Here is a 17824-nt window from a genome sequence, read left to right on the forward strand (position 1 = left end):
CAGTATATAAATTAGCAATACACTGACAAGACTTATAATGGAAACATAAAGAGATACTGTTAATAATTTATCATTTATATCTTCGGAAAAAGGATTCATATATCTAATGATCAGATGAATTATGAATGCTATGATAAAAACAATGCGTAATAAAAATATATACTTATTCATAATCTTATAATTTTAAAAGGAAAATGTTGAACCAATAATATTTCCATTATTAGGATTGATAATAATAGTAATTTTTATTGGGGTATCAATTGTAACATTTAAACCTTGAATACTTACACCTTTTTTCACAATTATATTTATGTTAATTTTAGCATAAACATTCCCATTACTAACATAAGGAAATGGACCATCCCATTTATTGTTAGGATCTTCATATACAAAGCTCCATAATGATGTTATTCCATACTGATTCATAACTATATCATGAATATTAAATGAGCTTGTACCTAAATTATAACTTCGTACTTTAATACTAACACCAGAATCATTAAACTTCATAAATCTTAGTTTTACTCTCGAATTTGTTATTGGATATGGATCACCTGTTTCAGCATTATTATCATTTATTCCAAGTTCAAAGAGTAAATTGCCCATTGTAAATCCATTATTCTGTGTATTAAAAAATTCTTGCCAAGAGTTATAATGTTCAGTATTATTGCTGTTTAATGAATTGTCAAAATGTATCTTAGGTGTCCCATCAGAGTTTAAAAACCAATTCTGAAACTGTTTATAAGCTGCATTAGGAGATATATTGGGATCAGCATAATTCTTAAAATAATTAATGCTCCAATGTAAAAACTGTGAATTATTTTGATTTATATTATTATAAAAATACGAAAGCAGCTGTCCTCCAAAATATTGGTTATTCTGGATATATGCATATTCATCAGGACTAAGTTCAGGAAATCCTGCCTCACCGAGCATATAATTAAAACTGTCCTGAATTGTCATTTCATTGGTAGTGCCACCACCTGTGCTACTACCTCCACCGTCATATGTTCCCATATTGGGAAATCCCTTGGGAGGCTGCCCTCCTCCTGAACATACTTCTGTAATTTCTACAATATAATAAGGTTTCTGACTTGCTGTACATTGGGCTATTTGGCTTGGACTGTGATGTTCGCCATTACATTCTACCTCAATAAGTCTGATGCTAAACGAGCAATCACCAGCTTTATTCATAGAATTCTTTGATGCAGTTACCTTATCAGGAAGTGGTGCTCCGTTAGAGAGTTCTTTCACTCCCATTGGTTTACCATCCATTGCTGTAAATTCCACAGTTCCCGTAAAGTTATCAATATGATAGTTCTTAGTTCTGTCTTCAGGAGTGTATTTTGCAGTAAACCCAATGCTTTTGTTTTCATTATCAATACTATACACCAAAACATCTGATGATCTGTCCAAATGTCTGATTACGGTACTGTAAGAAGTGACATTATTCTGAACTATAATGGTTACTGTACTTTCATCAGATAAAGCAGAAAAGAAATCTGCATTTTTATTGTAAACCTGTGAGGGATTACTTTTAGCTTCTGTAAGATAGTTTTTGAAAGCTAAAGCTTCTTTAAGCTTGACTGTTTTTCTGTAATCAGATTGGGAAATATGGGAGTCAAAATTATCAGAAAGTTCTGTCCTACATCCAAACAGAAAGAATGCTAATGCCATGAGCATTAATAATTTAGTTTTTTTCATCATGTGTTGATTTAAAATTTAATATTTCAAATATAAAATTTATCCCAGTACCTTACTGCTCTATTTTCGGGAATCTCCTCCCTTTTTTCGGGAGAAAGAATTTTTGTGAATTGGAAAGAGAGTTTTTGTTACTTTTGTTATAAATAAATTTATTACACATTGCTATGAATATTCAGATAGGAAGTAAAATAAGAAGATTGAGAGAAAATAAAGGCTTTTCGCAGGAAGAAATGGCTGAAAGATTACAAATTTCCCGTTCAGCATATAGTAGAATAGAAAATGGCGAAACAAATTCGTGGGTCAATCATATTGAGAAATTAAGTAATGAATTAGAAATAAAACCTGAAGAGCTTTTCATTGGTGCAGATAGCTTAATACAAAATAATCAAGATAATGATTCTGTTATACAAAATAATACAAATAATGATACTCATATAACCATCAACCAACTCTCGGAAAAAGTAATTGAATTATATGAAGAACGCATCAGAGAGCTAAAAGAACAGCTAGAATTCTGGAAAGCAAAAAACAGCTAAAAACCTAATGAAGATCGTTATACAAAGAGTCTCCGAAGCCAGTGTAAAAGTGGACGGAAAAATTGTTGGAGAAATCGGGAAAGGGCTTATGCTGCTGGTAGGTATAGATGAAAATGATGAAAAGCCAGATGCGGACTGGCTTGTACAAAAGGTTTTAAACCTGAGAATCTTTGGAGATGAAGATGACAAACTTAATCTTTCCGTGAAAGATATTTCAGGAGAAATTCTTTGTATCAGTCAGTTTACATTGATTGCAGATTATAAAAAAGGCAACAGACCTTCTTTCATAAAGGCTGCAAAACCGGATAAAGCGGTGCCACTTTTTGATTATTTTAAGGAAGAAATCACCAAATCCGGATTAAAAACAGAAAGCGGAGTTTTCGGAGCAGATATGAAGGTTTCCCTGATCAATGACGGACCCGTTACTATTGTTATGGATTCTATCACCAAAAGCTAAGCAGAAAAAGACAAATGTGTAAAATACACCCGATACGCTTCAATTTATGAAGCGTATTTTTTTGATGAGTAAGTATCAAATATGTGCTCTTAAATCTCATAGGTTTTGAAAACCTTTGAGGTTATCACTCAAAACAAAAAAAATCCCTTATATAAAAGAAAAGAGTAAAAATTTAAAAAATAAAATCACAAAAAAGTGATTTGTTTTCATTTTATTATTATTTTTGATATAAATCAAAACTGATTTACAACCATTTAACAAAATTATATGAAAACAAAAATCAACCTTTTCGCATTATTTGCGTTCTGCTCTACTCTGTCTTTCGGACAGGACAGTCAGCCCAAAATGGCTAATGATCAAAATTCAATTATTTACGTCTGCTTTTCAAAAGGCATCAATTCAGAAAAAACGGCTTTCAGCAGAAACGCTGATCTGGAAAGATTCTCAAGAGAAAACCACATTTCATTTAAGTATGATCTGGACTTTACAGACAGCAAACTTGATGAAATGGCCAGAAGCAGCAAAGCCATCGGTAATTCCGGAGAGTCTGTGGAAAAGCTGAAAAGAATCTATAAGGCTGATATTCCTCTTCAAAATAAAGAAGTTTCAGAAAAAATTATCCGTACTCTTGAGAGATTTCCAGAAATAGAATATGTATCTGTAATGAGTGCCGAGCCTATTGAACCTCCTTTGGTAAATGCTTTTGTAGCGACTCCTGATCTGGAAAGCCTGCAGACCTATCTGAATGACAATCCTGGAATCAACGCCAAATACGCATGGTCAAGAGGAATCACAGGGCAGAATATCCGTGTGCGCGATGTAGAATATGGTTTCTATAAAACTCACGAGATGCTGTCTAACCAAAATTCAATTCAACTTGAACCCGGCTACTCTCCTAATGCAGGATTGGCCAATAATAACTATCGTGACCATGGAACTGCTGTAGTAAGTATTTTAGGTTCTATAAAAGACAATATAGGACTTACCGGAGCTGCTTATAGTGCTTCTGAAATAAAAGGTTATATGGAATGGACTACTGTGGGATACAACCGAGCTTCTGCTGTAAGCAGATCTATCAATGCATCTCAGGCCGGAGATATTATATTATACGAAATGCAGACTGGTGGAAAAGACGGTCAGTATTGCCCTGCGGAATATGATAAAGTAATCTGGGATCTTACAAAAGCTGCTACTGATTCAGGAATTATTATCATTGCAGCAGCGGGTAATGGAAATCAGAATCTGGATGACCCGTTTTATGCCACCTATCTTGCGAGAGGAAACAGCGGTGCTATCATTGTAGGAGCAGGATCTCCTAATACTACCCATTCGAAATTAAGCTTCAGCACTTTTGGTAGCAGAGTGGATGTTCAGGGTTGGGGAAGCAGTGTGATGGCTGCAGGTTATGGATCTTATGCGAAATACGACAATGACAACAACAGAACTTATAATTATTTCAGTGGTACAAGTTCTGCAACACCGGTGGTTTCTTCTGCTGCTATTTTAATCCAGTCTTTCTATCGCCAGACTACAGGTCAATATTTAACACCTTCGGCGATGAAAAACCTTTTAATTTCAACAGGAATTCCTCAGGGAGGAACAGTGACGGGCCAAAAGATCGGACCTCTTCCTAATGTTAAAAATGCTATCCTTCAACTGGAAAGTAATTTTACAGCACCTGTTAAGACTTTACCATCATTAGAGGTTAAAATTTATCCTAATCCATCCAGCAGTTCCATTGCTATTCAAAGCAGTGAAAATAAAAAACTGGATGTAGAGATTATTAACCTTCAGGGACGTACAGTGATTAAAAATTCCGTTCTACCAAATGAAAAGATTGATATTTCGCAACTTCCTACGGGACAGTATATCATCAATATTAACGAAGGCCAGAGGAGAGTTGTTGAGAAATTAACCAAATTCTAGAATACAAGATTTTTTATACATTTATTTCACATCAAACCCTCTTTCAGAAAAATGAAAGAGGGTTTTTATTATCAATTTTTATTGATTTTATTTTGCCGGAACGCTGCTGAAATTAAGCGCTACTTTGATGTTCATATCTGAAGAAGTCTGATTCTTCAATTCATAAACGGTTCTTACCGTTAACCCTGAACTTTTTACAATTTCGTCCAGGAATCCTGTATCATTAAGATCAAGATTTAAGCTGGAAGAATTGGTTGAGATATTGGAACGTGAAGCTACTAATCTTTCTCCTGTTCCGTTAGAAGAAACGTATATTTTTACCGTTTTGAATGCACTCAGATTTCCTCCGGAAGGAGATGCCACAGAGATTTTCGCATCTGAAATTCTTACATCTTTAATTTTTGCATTATTATTTCCTCCGAACCAGGTCTGTACATTGGTAGCCGTTGCAGTGGAAGAAACTTCTTTATCCGCAGGAACTCCTGTAGACACTAAAACATTCGTTGTGTAGGGAAATGTATTCTGAACCAGCGACTGTACAGTTCCGCAACTTACAAGTACAGCTGAAGCGGCCATTGCTGTTAGAACTATATTTTTCATAATTTTAAATTTTAAACTTCAAAGTTTAGTTTGCAGAAATTGTACCAAATTGGTTGGGTCTTATTCTACAGTCACCGTAAAACTTCCTTTGGTATTTCCCGAAGCCATGTTACTTTTTCCGATAATTAACCATACTTCACCTTGTCCGGGAGTATCATAAGTAATTTCTCTTCCAAAAGGTCCGTCGTAGTTCCCGTTTGGAAGTCTGATCTGATTGAAACGGATATTAAAATCTTTCTCTTTTGTTGAAATTTTCGCTTTGATATTGGGACGATCATAACGGGTCAGTTTTAAAATCAAATCCTGATCATCCTTTGTAAATTCTTCTCCAATTGTAAAAGGCAACTGGTTGGCATCTGCCGTTCTTATGATCTGGCCGTCTTTTTCATCTCTCATTACGCCTTTGCGCAATACTTCCTTAGTGACCGGAGCGTTGTTAATAATTGAATCTTTTTTCCTTGATGCTACAGAATCTTTTTTTACCACAGAATCAGGCATTTCTGTTACCACTGTAGAGTCCTTATCCGCGACATTTGTCACAGCAGGTTCTTTTTTACAGGCAACAATTATCAAAGGAATTAACAATAAGCTTTTTTTCATAATAATTAATTTTAAGAATGGATCAGCATATATTATGCTAAGCTCATTGAAATGCTAAAATTGTTCCAATCCGTTGAATGTTTTATTTTCCGTTTGTAATTCTTTTTCATCATTTGTTCCTGCCCATTTAAATGTAAAGTACATAAAGTTGAGCAATACTCCCATCAATAGAGTAACACCCCATGTTTTGGTATATTCCATAGGATAGATGAATCTCACCACAATATCCGAGAACAGGCCAAAGGGATTGTTGAGAACATCCCAGCTGTTCCATCTCAGAAAACGGCCAAGATAGACTCCAAAGCTGCTCATAAAAAGAAAAAGGACAACTAAGCCGCTGATGATATTTCTATTCATATAATCAGAAAGCCTCTTTTCAATATCATGAAGACTTATAAAGCCACAGATCAGTCCTGTCCAGGCATAGGAAAGAATCACAATGAGGTCATACCAGATCGGTATCTCATTTCTTGCTCTGAGGTGAAAAAGATCTGTAAGAATGTAGGGAGAATTGGGAAAGAACAATATCCACACTATTACTATAAGGATCAATGAAGTTTTGCTTTTGATATTAAAGGCAAGAATAAAAGAACTTAGTAATAAAGGAATCCACGCAAGAAAAAGATTCCAGTTGAGAAACAAAAACACTTTTGTATCGCTGATATAATATCTGAAAGCTGAAAGGCTAAAACAGAATATGGTCATCACTATCAACAATAGATTAATTTTAAATCTAGAGGATTCCACTAAGTTTTTCATGATATTTTATTTGATGATATGATAATATATGATCTTTGAAAGGAATGTTTTGGATGTTTCATTTTTCACTTTATCCTGCAAGGTCTTTTTAAGTTTCTGATCATTTTTTTCATCCGCATATTTAAGAAGTGCTTTTTCACTAAAATTGATGGAGGTTACATGATAATTGACCGCAAAATCCTTCCGTTTCATATTCTGGGAAGTAATAAAACCACCCCAGTTGAAGTAACTGCACGCGAGAACAGTTCCATAAAAAAACCAAATCATTGTATTGATAAGGAAAATGTTTCTTTTCTGTTTTTGGATTTTAATATAAGTAAGGACCAGGCCAACTAACGATAACAACAGAAAAGCAAAAACTCCCAACCTTTTATAGGTGAATGCATAATTAACAATATACTCATAGTTTTTAAGGGCTGCGGAAACCACAAGAATAGCATTGAGGAATATCCAGATTTTGGCTAAGATTTTCAACAAACCTGCTTTTGGATCAAAATTAAATCCGGCTTTAAAATAAAACATGATCACCAAAATAGCCATGACAATAGACATGATTACTGCATTTACTCTTTCATGGGTTTCTTCTGAAAGCTGAACCGGTGTTTTTATGGCTTCATAAAACTGTTCATAATTGTAAGTAATAATAAAGAACACCAATAAAACATTCAACAAGACAAAAGAGATTACTCCACTCATTCGTTCTGCAGCAAGGTCAAGAAAAGAATAAGTAGCCTTTGGAACCCGGGAATCTTTGCGGAAATCATTATCCAGAACATGATTATTTTTGTAAATGAGTTTTTCCACCGCATAATTCCAATAATTAAAAGCAATAAAAAATCCTAAAACCGAAAGACAGAATACCTGCCAAATATTAAGATCCAACTCATAATCTGTGAAAAGGGCTGCAAAATGATTACTTCCTGCGGAATAAATTCCAAAGAAAACAGAAACAAGTACCAGCGGAATCAAAATGAAAGCCAATGTTTTTTGCCATAATCCGGGAACATTCTTTTTAGGAAGCCATTCATCAAAGCTGAAAAAACGGCAGAATGAAGTACAGCAGTTTATCATAAAAACCGGAATTAAGAATAAAATTTTCAATCTTCTGTTCTTCGATTTATAGCCAAGCAAAAGCAGTGAGCTTGCCACCGCAATAAAAGAGGTAAAATCTCCGAACCAGGCAAATGCAATACTGGACAGGATACTTGTTCCAAAAAGTGCATACAATATTCTTGTTTTATTTTTTTTCGGTGTTCTAAACAGTGTTAATACGGCATAGACAATTCCAAGAATTCCAAGATTCAGCCCAACATCCTGATCATAAAAAACGATGACAAAAAGAAGGGCTGTAAGAAATATATAATGATGTGTTTTCATGAGGTTTATTATTTAATATTTAAAAATTTAAAGGATTGAAAGATTTAAATTTTGAGAACCGCTTCCAACCAGGGAAACTGTGTCATTATATAGAGGTATAAGGTTGTAATCGGAATATTGACAAGCAGGAGAAGGACCGAATTACCAGAAGCTTTCTGTTCTGAAACATCAGTAAGATAAATAATCAACTCGTGCAGAAGGATAAACATATTAATCACGGCAGTTACCAATACATAATAAAAGCCAAGCTCAAGAAGAAATTCTGCTCTAATCAACCAAAATGCAAACAGCAGAAGGGTTCCCAGCAGAAAAGAAACAATGAATGATCTTTTCCCTAGCGGACTGAATTTTATTTTTCCCATCATCTTTAGTTTTTAATGAAAAACTGCCGTTTCTTTTTGTTGAATAAAGTCTTTTACATGTTCAAAATTCTGCCATAGCAATTCTTCAAAGTCCCAATGATGGAAGGTTCTCATATTTTGTCCCTTTTTATAAGCTTTGATATAAATTTTCACATATTCAGGAAGGATAAGTGTTCCTAATACGATAGCTGCCAGAAGATGTGCATTGAGCTTACCGTTTCCCAGAAGCAGGTACTGCATGGCAATTTCATCTTCAAAGTTGGTTCCACAGCCCGTAATCAGGTGGTGAACATCATGGTTTTCCATCTTTGGAATCATTGAGAAGCCGTGTTTCCTGTAAAATTCTCCCAGTTTTCGGCCTAAGGAATCTTCCTGAAATTCCAGCAATTGTTTTTCATTGAACTGCCATTGTCTTTTTTTCTTTTTGAAATATTTTCTGTATAACTTTTGAGTTTTATCGTACACAAAAAGCAGAAACTGAACACGTATTTTTTTCATACCGTATTATTTAAAAATTAGATATTGATGAATATTAATTATTGAAAAAACTAAGACCTATCATGGCGTACAGAAATGCGATGGGAATATTAGCAGTCAAAATAAGTATGGCTATCATACATTCTATAAATCTTGATGTATTTAAAACACCATATATCAAAAGTCCCAATATGCATAATAAATTGACTGGCACTCCGAAAACTATCAGCAGATACCCTGCTAAGGCAAACCCGTCATTTTTTGTAATAAGAGCTCCTAAAAGACAAAGAGTTCCAATTGAAAAAAATACTCCGAATACTGTCTTGCCCAGATCTATTATTTCTGAATCTTTCATTATAATTTAAGATTAATCACAAACCAAATTTTAGCTTCCTGCAAAAGGACTTCCGAAAATCCCTACTGCTAATTCAATCCATACCAATGCTATAGTCAGCACAATGAAAATACATATCATCACTTTCTGACTTTGTTTTTTAATTCTGTTTCTGATCAGATTGATGAGAAAAGCGGTTGTAAAAAGCAAAGCTCCTGCAATAAGAAAATCTGCTCCTGACCAGTTCACTTCCTTAGAAAATAGATTTCCAACCAAGGGAATACTGAGTAAAGCTAATGGAAGGGCATAAATTGTGAGTGTTTTTTGTTTTTGTGTCATCATTTTATTTAATTTTACAATATAAAGTACTTTGTAATTCAAAGTTAATTTTTAAAAAAATATAGGACTATCGCCCCAATAATTTTTCCAGTGCATTCAAATGTTCCGTAAAAGCTTGCCTTCCACTTTGTGTAACACGATAAGAGGTTTTAGGCTTCTTACCTACAAATTCTTTTTTCACTTCTATATAACCAGCTTTCTCCAGTGCATTGCTGTGGCTTGCCAGATTCCCATCGGTTATTTCGAGCAGGTTTTTCATTTCGGAAAAATCAACCCAGTCGTTGACCATAAGAACGGACATAATGCCCAGTCTTACACGGCTTTCGAATTCTTTATTGAGCTGATTTATTTTGATCATTTTACTTTTTCTTATTTATTCTGAAATAGCCAAAATCTGACTATCCTTCATTTTCTTTACTTCTCTATTAATAATGTCTGGAGCAATTTTATAATTAAAAAAATAATATTAGCTTCCAGATGTACACCGCTCCAATACTAACAATAAGAGATAAAAACAGTATTAACGAAGGCCAATAGCCCATAATATTGCTTTTCCTTTCTGAATAAAATTCAGTTGTATCTACTAGATTGAGTTTTTTATTTACATGTAAAGCACTTAACTCTTTCTCTGTCTGAAAAGTTTTTACATCATTTGTTTTTAAATCAATGAAAAAATACTGGTTGTCAAATGTTTTTCCAAAAACCTGATTACCCAATTCTTCTATTTTAGCCACTTGTGAAACCAAAGTCAGCCCATTTCCAGTATTAATACTTGCCTGCTCAGGCAAATCAATAAATAATAGCTGATAGTTATTTTTTAAAGGAACATACCAGGCATCGCCTATTCCAATATCTACTTTTTTATTATCGGAAACTAGGGATAAACCAATAATCCCTACAATATATAACGTATAAAATGCCACAAAAGGTGCTATAAATGCCAATATTACTCTATTCCTTCTTCTTTCTTTTCCGCCTATAAAATAAGTAAGTAAACAACTTACAACAGCACAGATAAAACTGAAAACTGAGATAGCAAAAAGGTGTATTAATATGACAAAACCAATTCCCATTATTTATACTTCTTATGCATGATCAATCCATAGACAATATGCAGAACACCGAAACCAATGGCCCAGAACAGCAATCCCCATCCTAAAAAGAACAAAGAAATAAGTCCTAAAATAATTTCAAGATATCCTAAATACCTTACATCTGTTAATGTATATCGTTCTGCAGCTACCAAAGCTAATCCATAAAAAATAAGAGTAGCCGGAGCAATGAAAACAAAAAGATGATGATAAAGCAGAGCGAGACAAAAGACACCGCCTGCTACCAAAGGTACTGCAAAGGTAATCAAAAGTCGCTTTGTCGTGGCATCCCAGATCTTCAAACCTTTTTTTTTGCTTTTGTGCGCAGTAAAAATATAACCACTAAGAACAGCTACAACCAAAATAGCAATCCCAATCAGAACAAGTTCTTTAACCAAGGCAGGTCCCAGAATATTTCTATCCCCATCAAGATAATTGATCCCTTCTCTCTGAAAAACAAAATACACATATACGACACCAATAATAGCCGTTAAACCCGCAACAACTCCGGATAAACCACTTAGCGAAATAAATCTGGAGGACCGTTCCATCATAGAACGGATATGGGATAAGTCTTCGTGATAGTTTTTTGAATCCATAAAAAGAACTTTGAATTACAAAGTTATAATTTATTTTGAATTTTCCTACTCTTTATTTTAAATTTTAACATATTTTTTACTAAAAACCTCATCATTGCTAACAGAAGTAAAAAAAGAGAACCCTACTAAAGCAGGATTCTCAATCATATATTAAAATCTGTACGTGTTATAATGGATTCTGAACAATCAATGGGTTAGCATTGATTTCAGTTCTTGGAATCAGGAATTCCCAACGCAAGTCTGTATTAGCTACTGTCATTACATTATTAGTCACTACTGAAGAATGATTAGCTCCTGTTCTGTCCAAACCTAAATTCAATCTCTTAAGATCTAAGAATCTGAAACCTTCACCCCAGAATTCAAGTCTTCTACTGTCAAGAATTTCTGTGATATAAGCAGCACCTGTTGTGGTAGCCCCAGGATATGATGGGTTTCTGTTTTTAGCAAATACGTTGAAAACGGCTTTAGAACCAGCTTCGTCTCCAGATCTTGCCAAAGCTTCTGCTTCAATAAGATACATTTCTGCAGATCTCATATAAGGAACATCTACCCTACTATCTGCTTGGCTTGCAGCAAGAAACTTCTGTCCTGTATACGGGAATTTAGCATATGTTGAAGGTAAAGCAAGTGCTGTATGTGCACCCGTTGGATCAAAATTCTTAGTTCTGATATCTGTAGATGGGAATGATAAAAACAATTTACTATTAATTGCTTTAGGGGCCTGACGAATATTGGTGGAGTTAAAGTTTCTTGACATATATGCTCCAAAATTCGAAAATGTGTCTCCCTGATCTGCTATAATAGTAGCACCCCACATCCATTCAGAAACACCTGCTAAATTATTAAATCCTGCGGTATAGGTTGCATTATCCATCAGAGCAAATCCTACACGTGCTGATTGAGCTGCTGTTACAGCAGCAGCATAATTCCCCTGCGTTAATGCAATTCTGGCTTTTAATCCTAAAACTACTTTGTCATTAAAATGCGATTTTGTAGCTCTGGTTATTCCTGTAAGCCTTGTTGATGCTTCATTAAGGTCTTTATTGATCTGAGTATATACTTCTTCTACTGTGTTTCTTGCCAAAGGAATTTCATTCGCTACCAATCTGATTGGAACTCCAAGCTGAGTATTGTTTGTACCTGGCACATATCTTTTACCATAAATTTGAACTAACATATAGTAACAGAAAGCTCTGAATGCATAAGCCTCACCAATAGCTGCTTTAATGGTAGTAGCATCAGCAGCAGTAGGTGCTGGAACTGAAGGGCCATTTGCAATAACCAGATTTGCATTTCTGATTAATGCATAATAAAACTGATAAGGATAAAAATCATTAGCGGCATTATCATTTACCTGATCCTGCCATCTCACCGTTGAAATATACCAACCGTTTCCTGTAGAAGGAAATACAAGATCATCTGCTAAAGCATCCATCATGATCATAATTCCACCCTGACCATTTTGTCCCTGATTATCATTTTGTCTGAAATACATATCTCTATGCATCCCGTTTACAATAGCCATAAGGTTGGCAGCACTTGAATAAGCTGCTTCCTCAGAGGCCGCAGTCGTAGGATCCGTTTCAAGATAATCACTCTCACATGAAACCGTTCCCGCAAAGACTGAAAGAACAACAGCCCATTTTATATATTGTTTTGCTATATTTTTCATTACTTTAATTATTTAAAAAGATACATTAAATCCTATTGTCACCACTCTCGCCGGAGTATACCTGTTTGATGCCGTACCGTTGAATGCCTGAGCTGGCTCCAACCCTTTTCTTGCTGTTTTACTCCATAAATTTTCACCTGAAACAAGGATTCTTAATCCTGAAACCCCCAGCTGAGATAAAGTTTCCGGAGTAAAGCTATAACTTAAAGTAGCTTGCCTAAATGTAAGAAAATCTGAGCTTACCAGCCATCTTGATGAAGCAGCATTAGAACTTGTATATGTTGAAGAGTTCAATGCCGGAATATCTGTGATTTGTCCAGGCGTTGTCCATCTATCCAGAATATCTGTACTTAAAGCTCCTCCCTGTGAGTAACTAGACATCAAAGCAGCATAGTTGGAGTCATATGTTTTTCCACCTAACTGATAGGTAAACATTGCTGATAGTGACCATTGTTTATAGGTAATTGTAGTTCCGAAACTTCCAAACAAGTCAGGAATTGCTGTGCCAGAATAGTCATATTTTGCTTTATTGAAGTTGGTAGTAACTTTTTGACCATTTACCGTTCTGATATCTGCAGCTGTTGTATTAGCATAAGCATCAGCTACCAGGAATAAAGGTGAACCATCCGCAGGATCTACCCCATACCATTGTCTCAACCAATAATCATACACTGAGTGTCCTACAGAAATTTTCTTAGTTCCATTGATAATTTCCGTTATCCCATTGGAAAGTTCTGTAATCTGATTTTTAAGCGTAGAGGCATTGGCATTAATATTCCAGGTAAAATTTTGATTTTTAATAACATCAGCATTAATACTGAATTCAAATCCGCGGTTATACATAGTTCCTACATTTCGACTAATTGTATTATCTGGAACACCTGAAGAAACCGGAACCGGAACCGGGAAAATCAGATCTTCAGTCACTCTGTTATAATATTCTACAGACCCTGTAATTCTATTATTTAAAAAGCCAAAATCAATTCCTACATCGGTTTGTTTATTAGCTTCCCAGGTAATGGTAGGATCTGCCAAAAAACCAAATAAGATTCCAGGCTCCTGAGCATTATTATATCCTAAAGTATATGTACTTTTATACATGTAATAACTGTCTGTTCTGTCATTCCCAACTTCACCATATGACGCTCTCAATTTCAATTCACTGATAAGATTAGAATTACTTAAAAATTCTTCTCCTTTCAGTCGCCATCCTGCACCGAGAGACCAGAATGAATCCCATCTTACATCTTTGGCAAACCTTGATGAACCATCCCAGCGGATAGAACCTGAAAGTAAGTATTTTGATTTGTAATCATAATTCAATCTTGAAAATACTCCTTCTTTTCTATAGTTGTCTGAACGTGAAGTAAGTGATGATGGAGTCACAAAGTTAACCAACTCATCATTATCATCTACGATCTGACCTTTTTTATACCCATAAAGATATTCATACATGAATTTATAATTTTCATGTCCTAAAAGGAATTCAAAATTATGATCTCCAAATTTTCTTTTATAGTTTAAGAGCTGGTTCCAGGTAAAGGTTTGCTCTGTAAAGCTAAATTTTTCCGCTGAACCTCCCGGAGCTGCATCTCCAATAATTTTATTTCCATAAGTACTTCTTCTGTTATTTCTGATATCATACCCTACATTGGTAGACAAAGTAAGATAAGGATCTACTTTGATTTCAGCATAGGCTCTGGAAATAATATAATAGTTTTTAGAAAGGTCTTTATTTAAAAGTGTTTCCTGAATTACGTTTCTTCCAGCCGCCGCATCAGCCCCCCTAGCACTTCCAGCATCATACATGATATTCCCGGCACTATCGTAAAGTGTAGCAAATGTAGTAGGATCATGAGCATACGGACTGTAAATAGGTCCCATTGTTCTTGTCCATCTGTATGGGTTGATATAAGCAGAATTATTATCTACACCTTCTACCGAGTTATTTCCGTTAGAAGATACTCCACTGATACTACTCCCTAATTTCAACCAGCTTTTAACCTGAGAATCTACTTTTAATCTTGCAGTAAATCTTTCAAAATCTGATTTGATAAGATATCCGGTTTCATTGGTATATCCTACTGAGGAAAAATAGGTTGTTGTATTACTTCCTCCACTGTAATTTAATTCATAATTCTGTCTGAAACCTGTATTCATCAATGGTTTTTGCCAATCCAGGTCTGTATATTTTAACTGAGCATTTGAGTTCAAAAGTCCATTGACAACCAATTGATTATCCGGCACATTAAAAACATTGGTCTTAAGAACACCTGAAATCAATTGTGTAGTAGCGTAAGCATTGGCATCCGCCACACTAGTACCTGGTACAGAAGTCATTCTACCGTTTCTTATTGCCTCCCAAACAAGAGGATAATATTGATAAACATTTACTCTGTCATATTCCGGGATTGATCTTCCTACCGCTCCGGTACTCATGCTAAAGTTAAATGCATCTTTTCCTTTTCTACCGGATTTTGTAGTGATCAAAACAACACCATTAGCAGCAGCAGAACCATACAAAGAAGTAGAAGCAGCATCTTTCAGGATATTGAATGATGCAATATCATTGGGATTAATTGCCGCAAGAGATCCGGTATACACTGTACCATCAACTACATATAACGGAGCAGTTGTAATTCCATAAGAGCCTATTCCACGGATCTGGATACTTGGTGAACTTCCCGGCTGTCCTGTTCCGGTACTTACTTTTACACCAGCACTGGCTCCATCCAAAGCCTGCCCGATACTTGTTATCGGTCGATCGGCAAATTGTTTTGCTTTAATTTCTGTATTGGAGCCAACCATTGTTTCTCTTTTCTGGCTTCCGTAAGCAACCACTACAATTTCATCAATTTTGGTATCCTGCGGTATGGTGTCGCGCTTAGCCTTTTGGGCTTCTACCATGTGTCCTCCTACGAAGAATAGCACAGCAGTACTTAATATTAACTTCACTTTCATATTTAACATATTTTAACAGTATGAATGCAAATATATGTAACAAAAATTAATAAAAAGGCAATAAAAAAGATAATTAAATAAATTAATCTCAAATGATTTATATTTTTAATCAATTAATCAATATTAATTAAAAATATAAGTTAAAATTGAGTTAATTTAGTTTTAAAAACATTAAACAATTATTTAAAATTAGTTAAAACAATGAAAATATTATACTAAAATTGTCATTTTATTGACACAGAAAAACAATTAGATAAAATAATATATGAATAACACAATATAAAAATACAAAGAAAAATGCTAGATTTCTATTAAAAACATTAGAATCTAAGATTAAGATAAAACATAAAAAATCCGGAAAAACAAATGTTTCCCGGATCATATTTAGACAAAATACCTTTTTTTAAAACAATTAAAAAATTACTTCACTCTTAATCTTTCTTTAATAGACTCAATATTTTTCTTTGCAGAATCTTCAAGAATAAGACTGGCACTCATATGAATCCTTGCCGGCATCAGCTCATTGAAGTGGTCAGTTCCTTCCCATGAAACTTTTTTGATTAATGCTAGAGCATCGCTGCTTCTTGATGCTAGAGTATGTAAAAACTTCTCCAGCTTTTCATCCATTTCTTCAATAGTATCTGAAACAGAATGGTAAATATTATGTTGCTCAGCCCATTCTGCAGATCTGAAATCTGCATCAATGGCCATAGCGGAGAATTGTGACTTACCTATTTTTCTTTCAACATAAGGCCCAATTACAAAAGGTCCGATTCCAAGATTGATTTCAGTAAGTGCCAGCGCTGAATCTTTAGTAGCAAAACAATAATCTGCTCCGCAGGCAATTCCTACTCCTCCACCGGTAGTTTTCCCCTGTACTCTTACCACTACAATTTTTCCGCAGTTTCTCATTGCATTTAAAACTTTAGCAAAACCTCCGAAAAATTTTGTGGAAGCCTCCAGTTCCTCAATGGCTAAGAGCTCGTCAAAACTTGCTCCTGCACAAAACGCTTTCTCACCTGCACTTTTTACTAAAATAGCCTTCACTTCTTCTTTTGCTCCTTCTTCAAGGATGGTTTCTGCCAGCTTTTCTAAAATTGCCCCCGGAAGAGAGTTGCTTTTGAGTGTTCCGAAAGTAATTTCGGCAATATTATTTTTAATTTCTGATGCTACAAATTCGCTCATTTTTATTTTTATTGGATTCTTACAAAAATACGAAATACAGCTCGTTTAGAGAAACTTAAAGTATAAATTTTCTTTTTAAACCTGCATATTTCACAACATCTATTACGTAGAAATACGGAGTTTTTAATTTGGTATTTTCTACTCTAGCACCACCCTACTATTAATCGTTCCTTTGAACTGAGAATACATAATAATCAAAAGGCGGATTCTGAAAAGCCTGCAAGAGAGTAAGAAATTTAAAAAACTAAAAACATTTTATCATGGACGAGTACATTGGAATTGTAAAATTATTTGCAGGAAATTTTGCACCTAGAGGCTGGATGTTTTGTGACGGAAGTCTGATAAGCATTTCAAGAAATTCTGCCTTATTCTCTATTTTAGGAACAACGTATGGTGGAGACGGTATTACTACTTTCGCTTTACCTAACTTAAAAGGGCGTATGGCTCTAGGAGCAGGAAATGTAAATGCCAACCAATTTTATCCTTTGGGAGTAGTGTCCGGAACTACACAAAATACACTTTTAGCATCCAACCTTCCAAGTGTGGGTGCAGGATTTCAGCTTAAGGTAGCTAATAAAAATGCTAATTCATCTACCCCTACAGCCACGTCAACAATTGCGATCTCAGGGACACAAGTGGGAAGAGACTTCAATGCGGTACCTAGTTTCGTGAATGATGCCAACCCTGATACGATTATTAATAATCAAAGTATTGCCTTCATAGGACAAAATCTGCCTGTGAACAATATGCCACCTTATCTAGGTTTAAATTACATCATCTGTGTTGAAGGTATTTATCCTCCAAGGGATTAATAGCTATACAATAACCTAACATTTAAAACAAAA

Annotated in this window: 19 protein-coding genes; 4 read left to right on the forward strand and 15 right to left on the reverse strand. The window is 34.9% G+C overall.

Annotated features, from left to right (window positions below; translation table 11 throughout):
• Positions 1-183: 183 nt before the first annotated feature.
• On the reverse strand, positions 184-1707 hold the full coding sequence (locus KBP46_RS11670) for a hypothetical protein (protein WP_216445415.1): 1524 nt from the start codon (positions 1705-1707) through the stop codon (positions 184-186).
• A gap of 161 nt (positions 1708-1868) precedes the next feature.
• Here KBP46_RS11670 and KBP46_RS11675 point away from each other — a divergent pair, with 161 nt between their 5' ends.
• From KBP46_RS11675 to KBP46_RS11685, 3 genes are all read left to right on the forward strand, one after another.
• Complete coding sequence (locus KBP46_RS11675) at positions 1869-2240, forward strand: helix-turn-helix domain-containing protein (RefSeq protein ID WP_216445416.1); 372 nt, start codon at positions 1869-1871, stop codon at positions 2238-2240.
• 7 nt (positions 2241-2247) lie between these two features.
• The gene (gene dtd, locus KBP46_RS11680) at positions 2248-2697 is read left to right on the forward strand and encodes a D-aminoacyl-tRNA deacylase (RefSeq protein WP_216445417.1); all 450 of its coding nucleotides are present in this window, start codon (positions 2248-2250) and stop codon (positions 2695-2697) included.
• 267 nt (positions 2698-2964) lie between these two features.
• Positions 2965-4623: a S8 family peptidase gene (locus KBP46_RS11685; protein ID WP_216445418.1), complete on the forward strand. Its 1659-nt coding sequence runs from the start codon at positions 2965-2967 to the stop codon at positions 4621-4623.
• An 87-nt stretch (positions 4624-4710) separates the two neighbouring features.
• On the opposite strand, the gene KBP46_RS11690 is transcribed toward KBP46_RS11685, so the two are convergent.
• The 14 genes from KBP46_RS11690 to KBP46_RS11755 form a co-directional block, all read right to left on the reverse strand.
• Positions 4711-5223, reverse strand: a complete 513-nt coding sequence (locus KBP46_RS11690) for a hypothetical protein (protein WP_062672154.1) — start codon at positions 5221-5223, stop codon at positions 4711-4713.
• Positions 5224-5283: 60 nt separating this feature from the next.
• Entirely contained in the window at positions 5284-5823 is a 540-nt protein-coding gene (locus KBP46_RS11695; protein ID WP_062672156.1) for a hypothetical protein, read from the reverse strand.
• Between the two features lie 54 nt (positions 5824-5877).
• Positions 5878-6582 (reverse strand): DUF1361 domain-containing protein, encoded by a 705-nt coding sequence (locus tag KBP46_RS11700; protein ID WP_216445419.1) that lies wholly within the window; start codon positions 6580-6582, stop codon positions 5878-5880.
• 6 nt (positions 6583-6588) lie between these two features.
• Entirely contained in the window at positions 6589-7959 is a 1371-nt protein-coding gene (locus KBP46_RS11705; RefSeq protein ID WP_216445420.1) for a DUF4153 domain-containing protein, read from the reverse strand.
• Positions 7960-8003: 44 nt separating this feature from the next.
• Complete coding sequence (locus KBP46_RS11710) at positions 8004-8324, reverse strand: hypothetical protein (RefSeq protein ID WP_147367644.1); 321 nt, start codon at positions 8322-8324, stop codon at positions 8004-8006.
• Between the two features lie 9 nt (positions 8325-8333).
• The gene (locus tag KBP46_RS11715; protein ID WP_062672163.1) at positions 8334-8819 is read right to left on the reverse strand and encodes a Coq4 family protein; all 486 of its coding nucleotides are present in this window, start codon (positions 8817-8819) and stop codon (positions 8334-8336) included.
• A gap of 34 nt (positions 8820-8853) precedes the next feature.
• Positions 8854-9153, reverse strand: a complete 300-nt coding sequence (locus KBP46_RS11720; protein ID WP_123279562.1) for a hypothetical protein — start codon at positions 9151-9153, stop codon at positions 8854-8856.
• 30 nt (positions 9154-9183) lie between these two features.
• A complete protein-coding gene (locus tag KBP46_RS11725; RefSeq protein ID WP_216445421.1) occupies positions 9184-9474 on the reverse strand; it encodes a hypothetical protein in 291 nt (96 codons plus the stop codon).
• A 64-nt stretch (positions 9475-9538) separates the two neighbouring features.
• Positions 9539-9829: a transcriptional regulator gene (locus tag KBP46_RS11730; protein ID WP_034695841.1), complete on the reverse strand. Its 291-nt coding sequence runs from the start codon at positions 9827-9829 to the stop codon at positions 9539-9541.
• 94 nt (positions 9830-9923) lie between these two features.
• Entirely contained in the window at positions 9924-10544 is a 621-nt protein-coding gene (locus tag KBP46_RS11735; protein WP_120233603.1) for a hypothetical protein, read from the reverse strand.
• Entirely contained in the window at positions 10544-11161 is a 618-nt protein-coding gene (locus KBP46_RS11740; RefSeq protein ID WP_216445422.1) for a hypothetical protein, read from the reverse strand. The genes KBP46_RS11735 and KBP46_RS11740 overlap by 1 nt, the downstream gene beginning before the upstream one ends.
• A gap of 166 nt (positions 11162-11327) precedes the next feature.
• Positions 11328-12833 carry a RagB/SusD family nutrient uptake outer membrane protein gene (locus tag KBP46_RS11745; protein ID WP_062672173.1) on the reverse strand — a complete coding sequence of 502 codons (1506 nt, stop codon included), beginning with the start codon at positions 12831-12833 and terminating at the stop codon, positions 11328-11330.
• Positions 12834-12845: 12 nt separating this feature from the next.
• On the reverse strand, positions 12846-15794 hold the full coding sequence (locus tag KBP46_RS11750; protein WP_062672304.1) for a SusC/RagA family TonB-linked outer membrane protein: 2949 nt from the start codon (positions 15792-15794) through the stop codon (positions 12846-12848).
• A 420-nt stretch (positions 15795-16214) separates the two neighbouring features.
• On the reverse strand, positions 16215-16979 hold the full coding sequence (locus KBP46_RS11755; protein ID WP_216445423.1) for an enoyl-CoA hydratase/isomerase family protein: 765 nt from the start codon (positions 16977-16979) through the stop codon (positions 16215-16217).
• 260 nt (positions 16980-17239) lie between these two features.
• On the opposite strand from KBP46_RS11755, the gene KBP46_RS11760 reads away from it, so the two are divergent.
• Positions 17240-17791, forward strand: coding sequence for a phage tail protein (locus KBP46_RS11760; protein ID WP_062672177.1), 552 nt, complete (start codon positions 17240-17242; stop codon positions 17789-17791).
• The last annotated feature ends 33 nt before the right edge of the window (positions 17792-17824 follow it).

The sequence above is a fragment of the Chryseobacterium sp. PCH239 genome (assembly GCF_018924625.1).
Taxonomy (GTDB): domain Bacteria; phylum Bacteroidota; class Bacteroidia; order Flavobacteriales; family Weeksellaceae; genus Chryseobacterium; species Chryseobacterium cucumeris.

Excerpts from the sequence above, each read along its gene's own strand:
- KBP46_RS11670 (WP_216445415.1), bottom strand. The coding sequence starts at position 1,707 with ATGATGAAAAAAACTAAATTATTAATGCTCATGGCATTAGCATTCTTT.
- KBP46_RS11725 (WP_216445421.1), bottom strand. The coding sequence starts at position 9,474 with ATGATGACACAAAAACAAAAAACACTCACAATTTATGCCCTTCCATTA.
- KBP46_RS11685 (WP_216445418.1), top strand. The coding sequence starts at position 2,965 with ATGAAAACAAAAATCAACCTTTTCGCATTATTTGCGTTCTGCTCTACT.
- KBP46_RS11740 (WP_216445422.1), bottom strand. The coding sequence starts at position 11,161 with ATGGATTCAAAAAACTATCACGAAGACTTATCCCATATCCGTTCTATG.
- KBP46_RS11690 (WP_062672154.1), bottom strand. The coding sequence starts at position 5,223 with ATGAAAAATATAGTTCTAACAGCAATGGCCGCTTCAGCTGTACTTGTA.
- KBP46_RS11700 (WP_216445419.1), bottom strand. The coding sequence starts at position 6,582 with ATGAAAAACTTAGTGGAATCCTCTAGATTTAAAATTAATCTATTGTTG.
- KBP46_RS11755 (WP_216445423.1), bottom strand. The coding sequence starts at position 16,979 with ATGAGCGAATTTGTAGCATCAGAAATTAAAAATAATATTGCCGAAATT.
- KBP46_RS11710 (WP_147367644.1), bottom strand. The coding sequence starts at position 8,324 with ATGATGGGAAAAATAAAATTCAGTCCGCTAGGGAAAAGATCATTCATT.
- KBP46_RS11745 (WP_062672173.1), bottom strand. The coding sequence starts at position 12,833 with ATGAAAAATATAGCAAAACAATATATAAAATGGGCTGTTGTTCTTTCA.
- KBP46_RS11715 (WP_062672163.1), bottom strand. The coding sequence starts at position 8,819 with ATGAAAAAAATACGTGTTCAGTTTCTGCTTTTTGTGTACGATAAAACT.
- KBP46_RS11705 (WP_216445420.1), bottom strand. The coding sequence starts at position 7,959 with ATGAAAACACATCATTATATATTTCTTACAGCCCTTCTTTTTGTCATC.
- KBP46_RS11750 (WP_062672304.1), bottom strand. The coding sequence starts at position 15,794 with ATGAAAGTGAAGTTAATATTAAGTACTGCTGTGCTATTCTTCGTAGGA.
- KBP46_RS11735 (WP_120233603.1), bottom strand. The coding sequence starts at position 10,544 with ATGGGAATTGGTTTTGTCATATTAATACACCTTTTTGCTATCTCAGTT.
- dtd (WP_216445417.1), top strand. The coding sequence starts at position 2,248 with ATGAAGATCGTTATACAAAGAGTCTCCGAAGCCAGTGTAAAAGTGGAC.
- KBP46_RS11675 (WP_216445416.1), top strand. The coding sequence starts at position 1,869 with ATGAATATTCAGATAGGAAGTAAAATAAGAAGATTGAGAGAAAATAAA.
- KBP46_RS11760 (WP_062672177.1), top strand. The coding sequence starts at position 17,240 with ATGGACGAGTACATTGGAATTGTAAAATTATTTGCAGGAAATTTTGCA.
- KBP46_RS11730 (WP_034695841.1), bottom strand. The coding sequence starts at position 9,829 with ATGATCAAAATAAATCAGCTCAATAAAGAATTCGAAAGCCGTGTAAGA.
- KBP46_RS11720 (WP_123279562.1), bottom strand. The coding sequence starts at position 9,153 with ATGAAAGATTCAGAAATAATAGATCTGGGCAAGACAGTATTCGGAGTA.
- KBP46_RS11695 (WP_062672156.1), bottom strand. The coding sequence starts at position 5,823 with ATGAAAAAAAGCTTATTGTTAATTCCTTTGATAATTGTTGCCTGTAAA.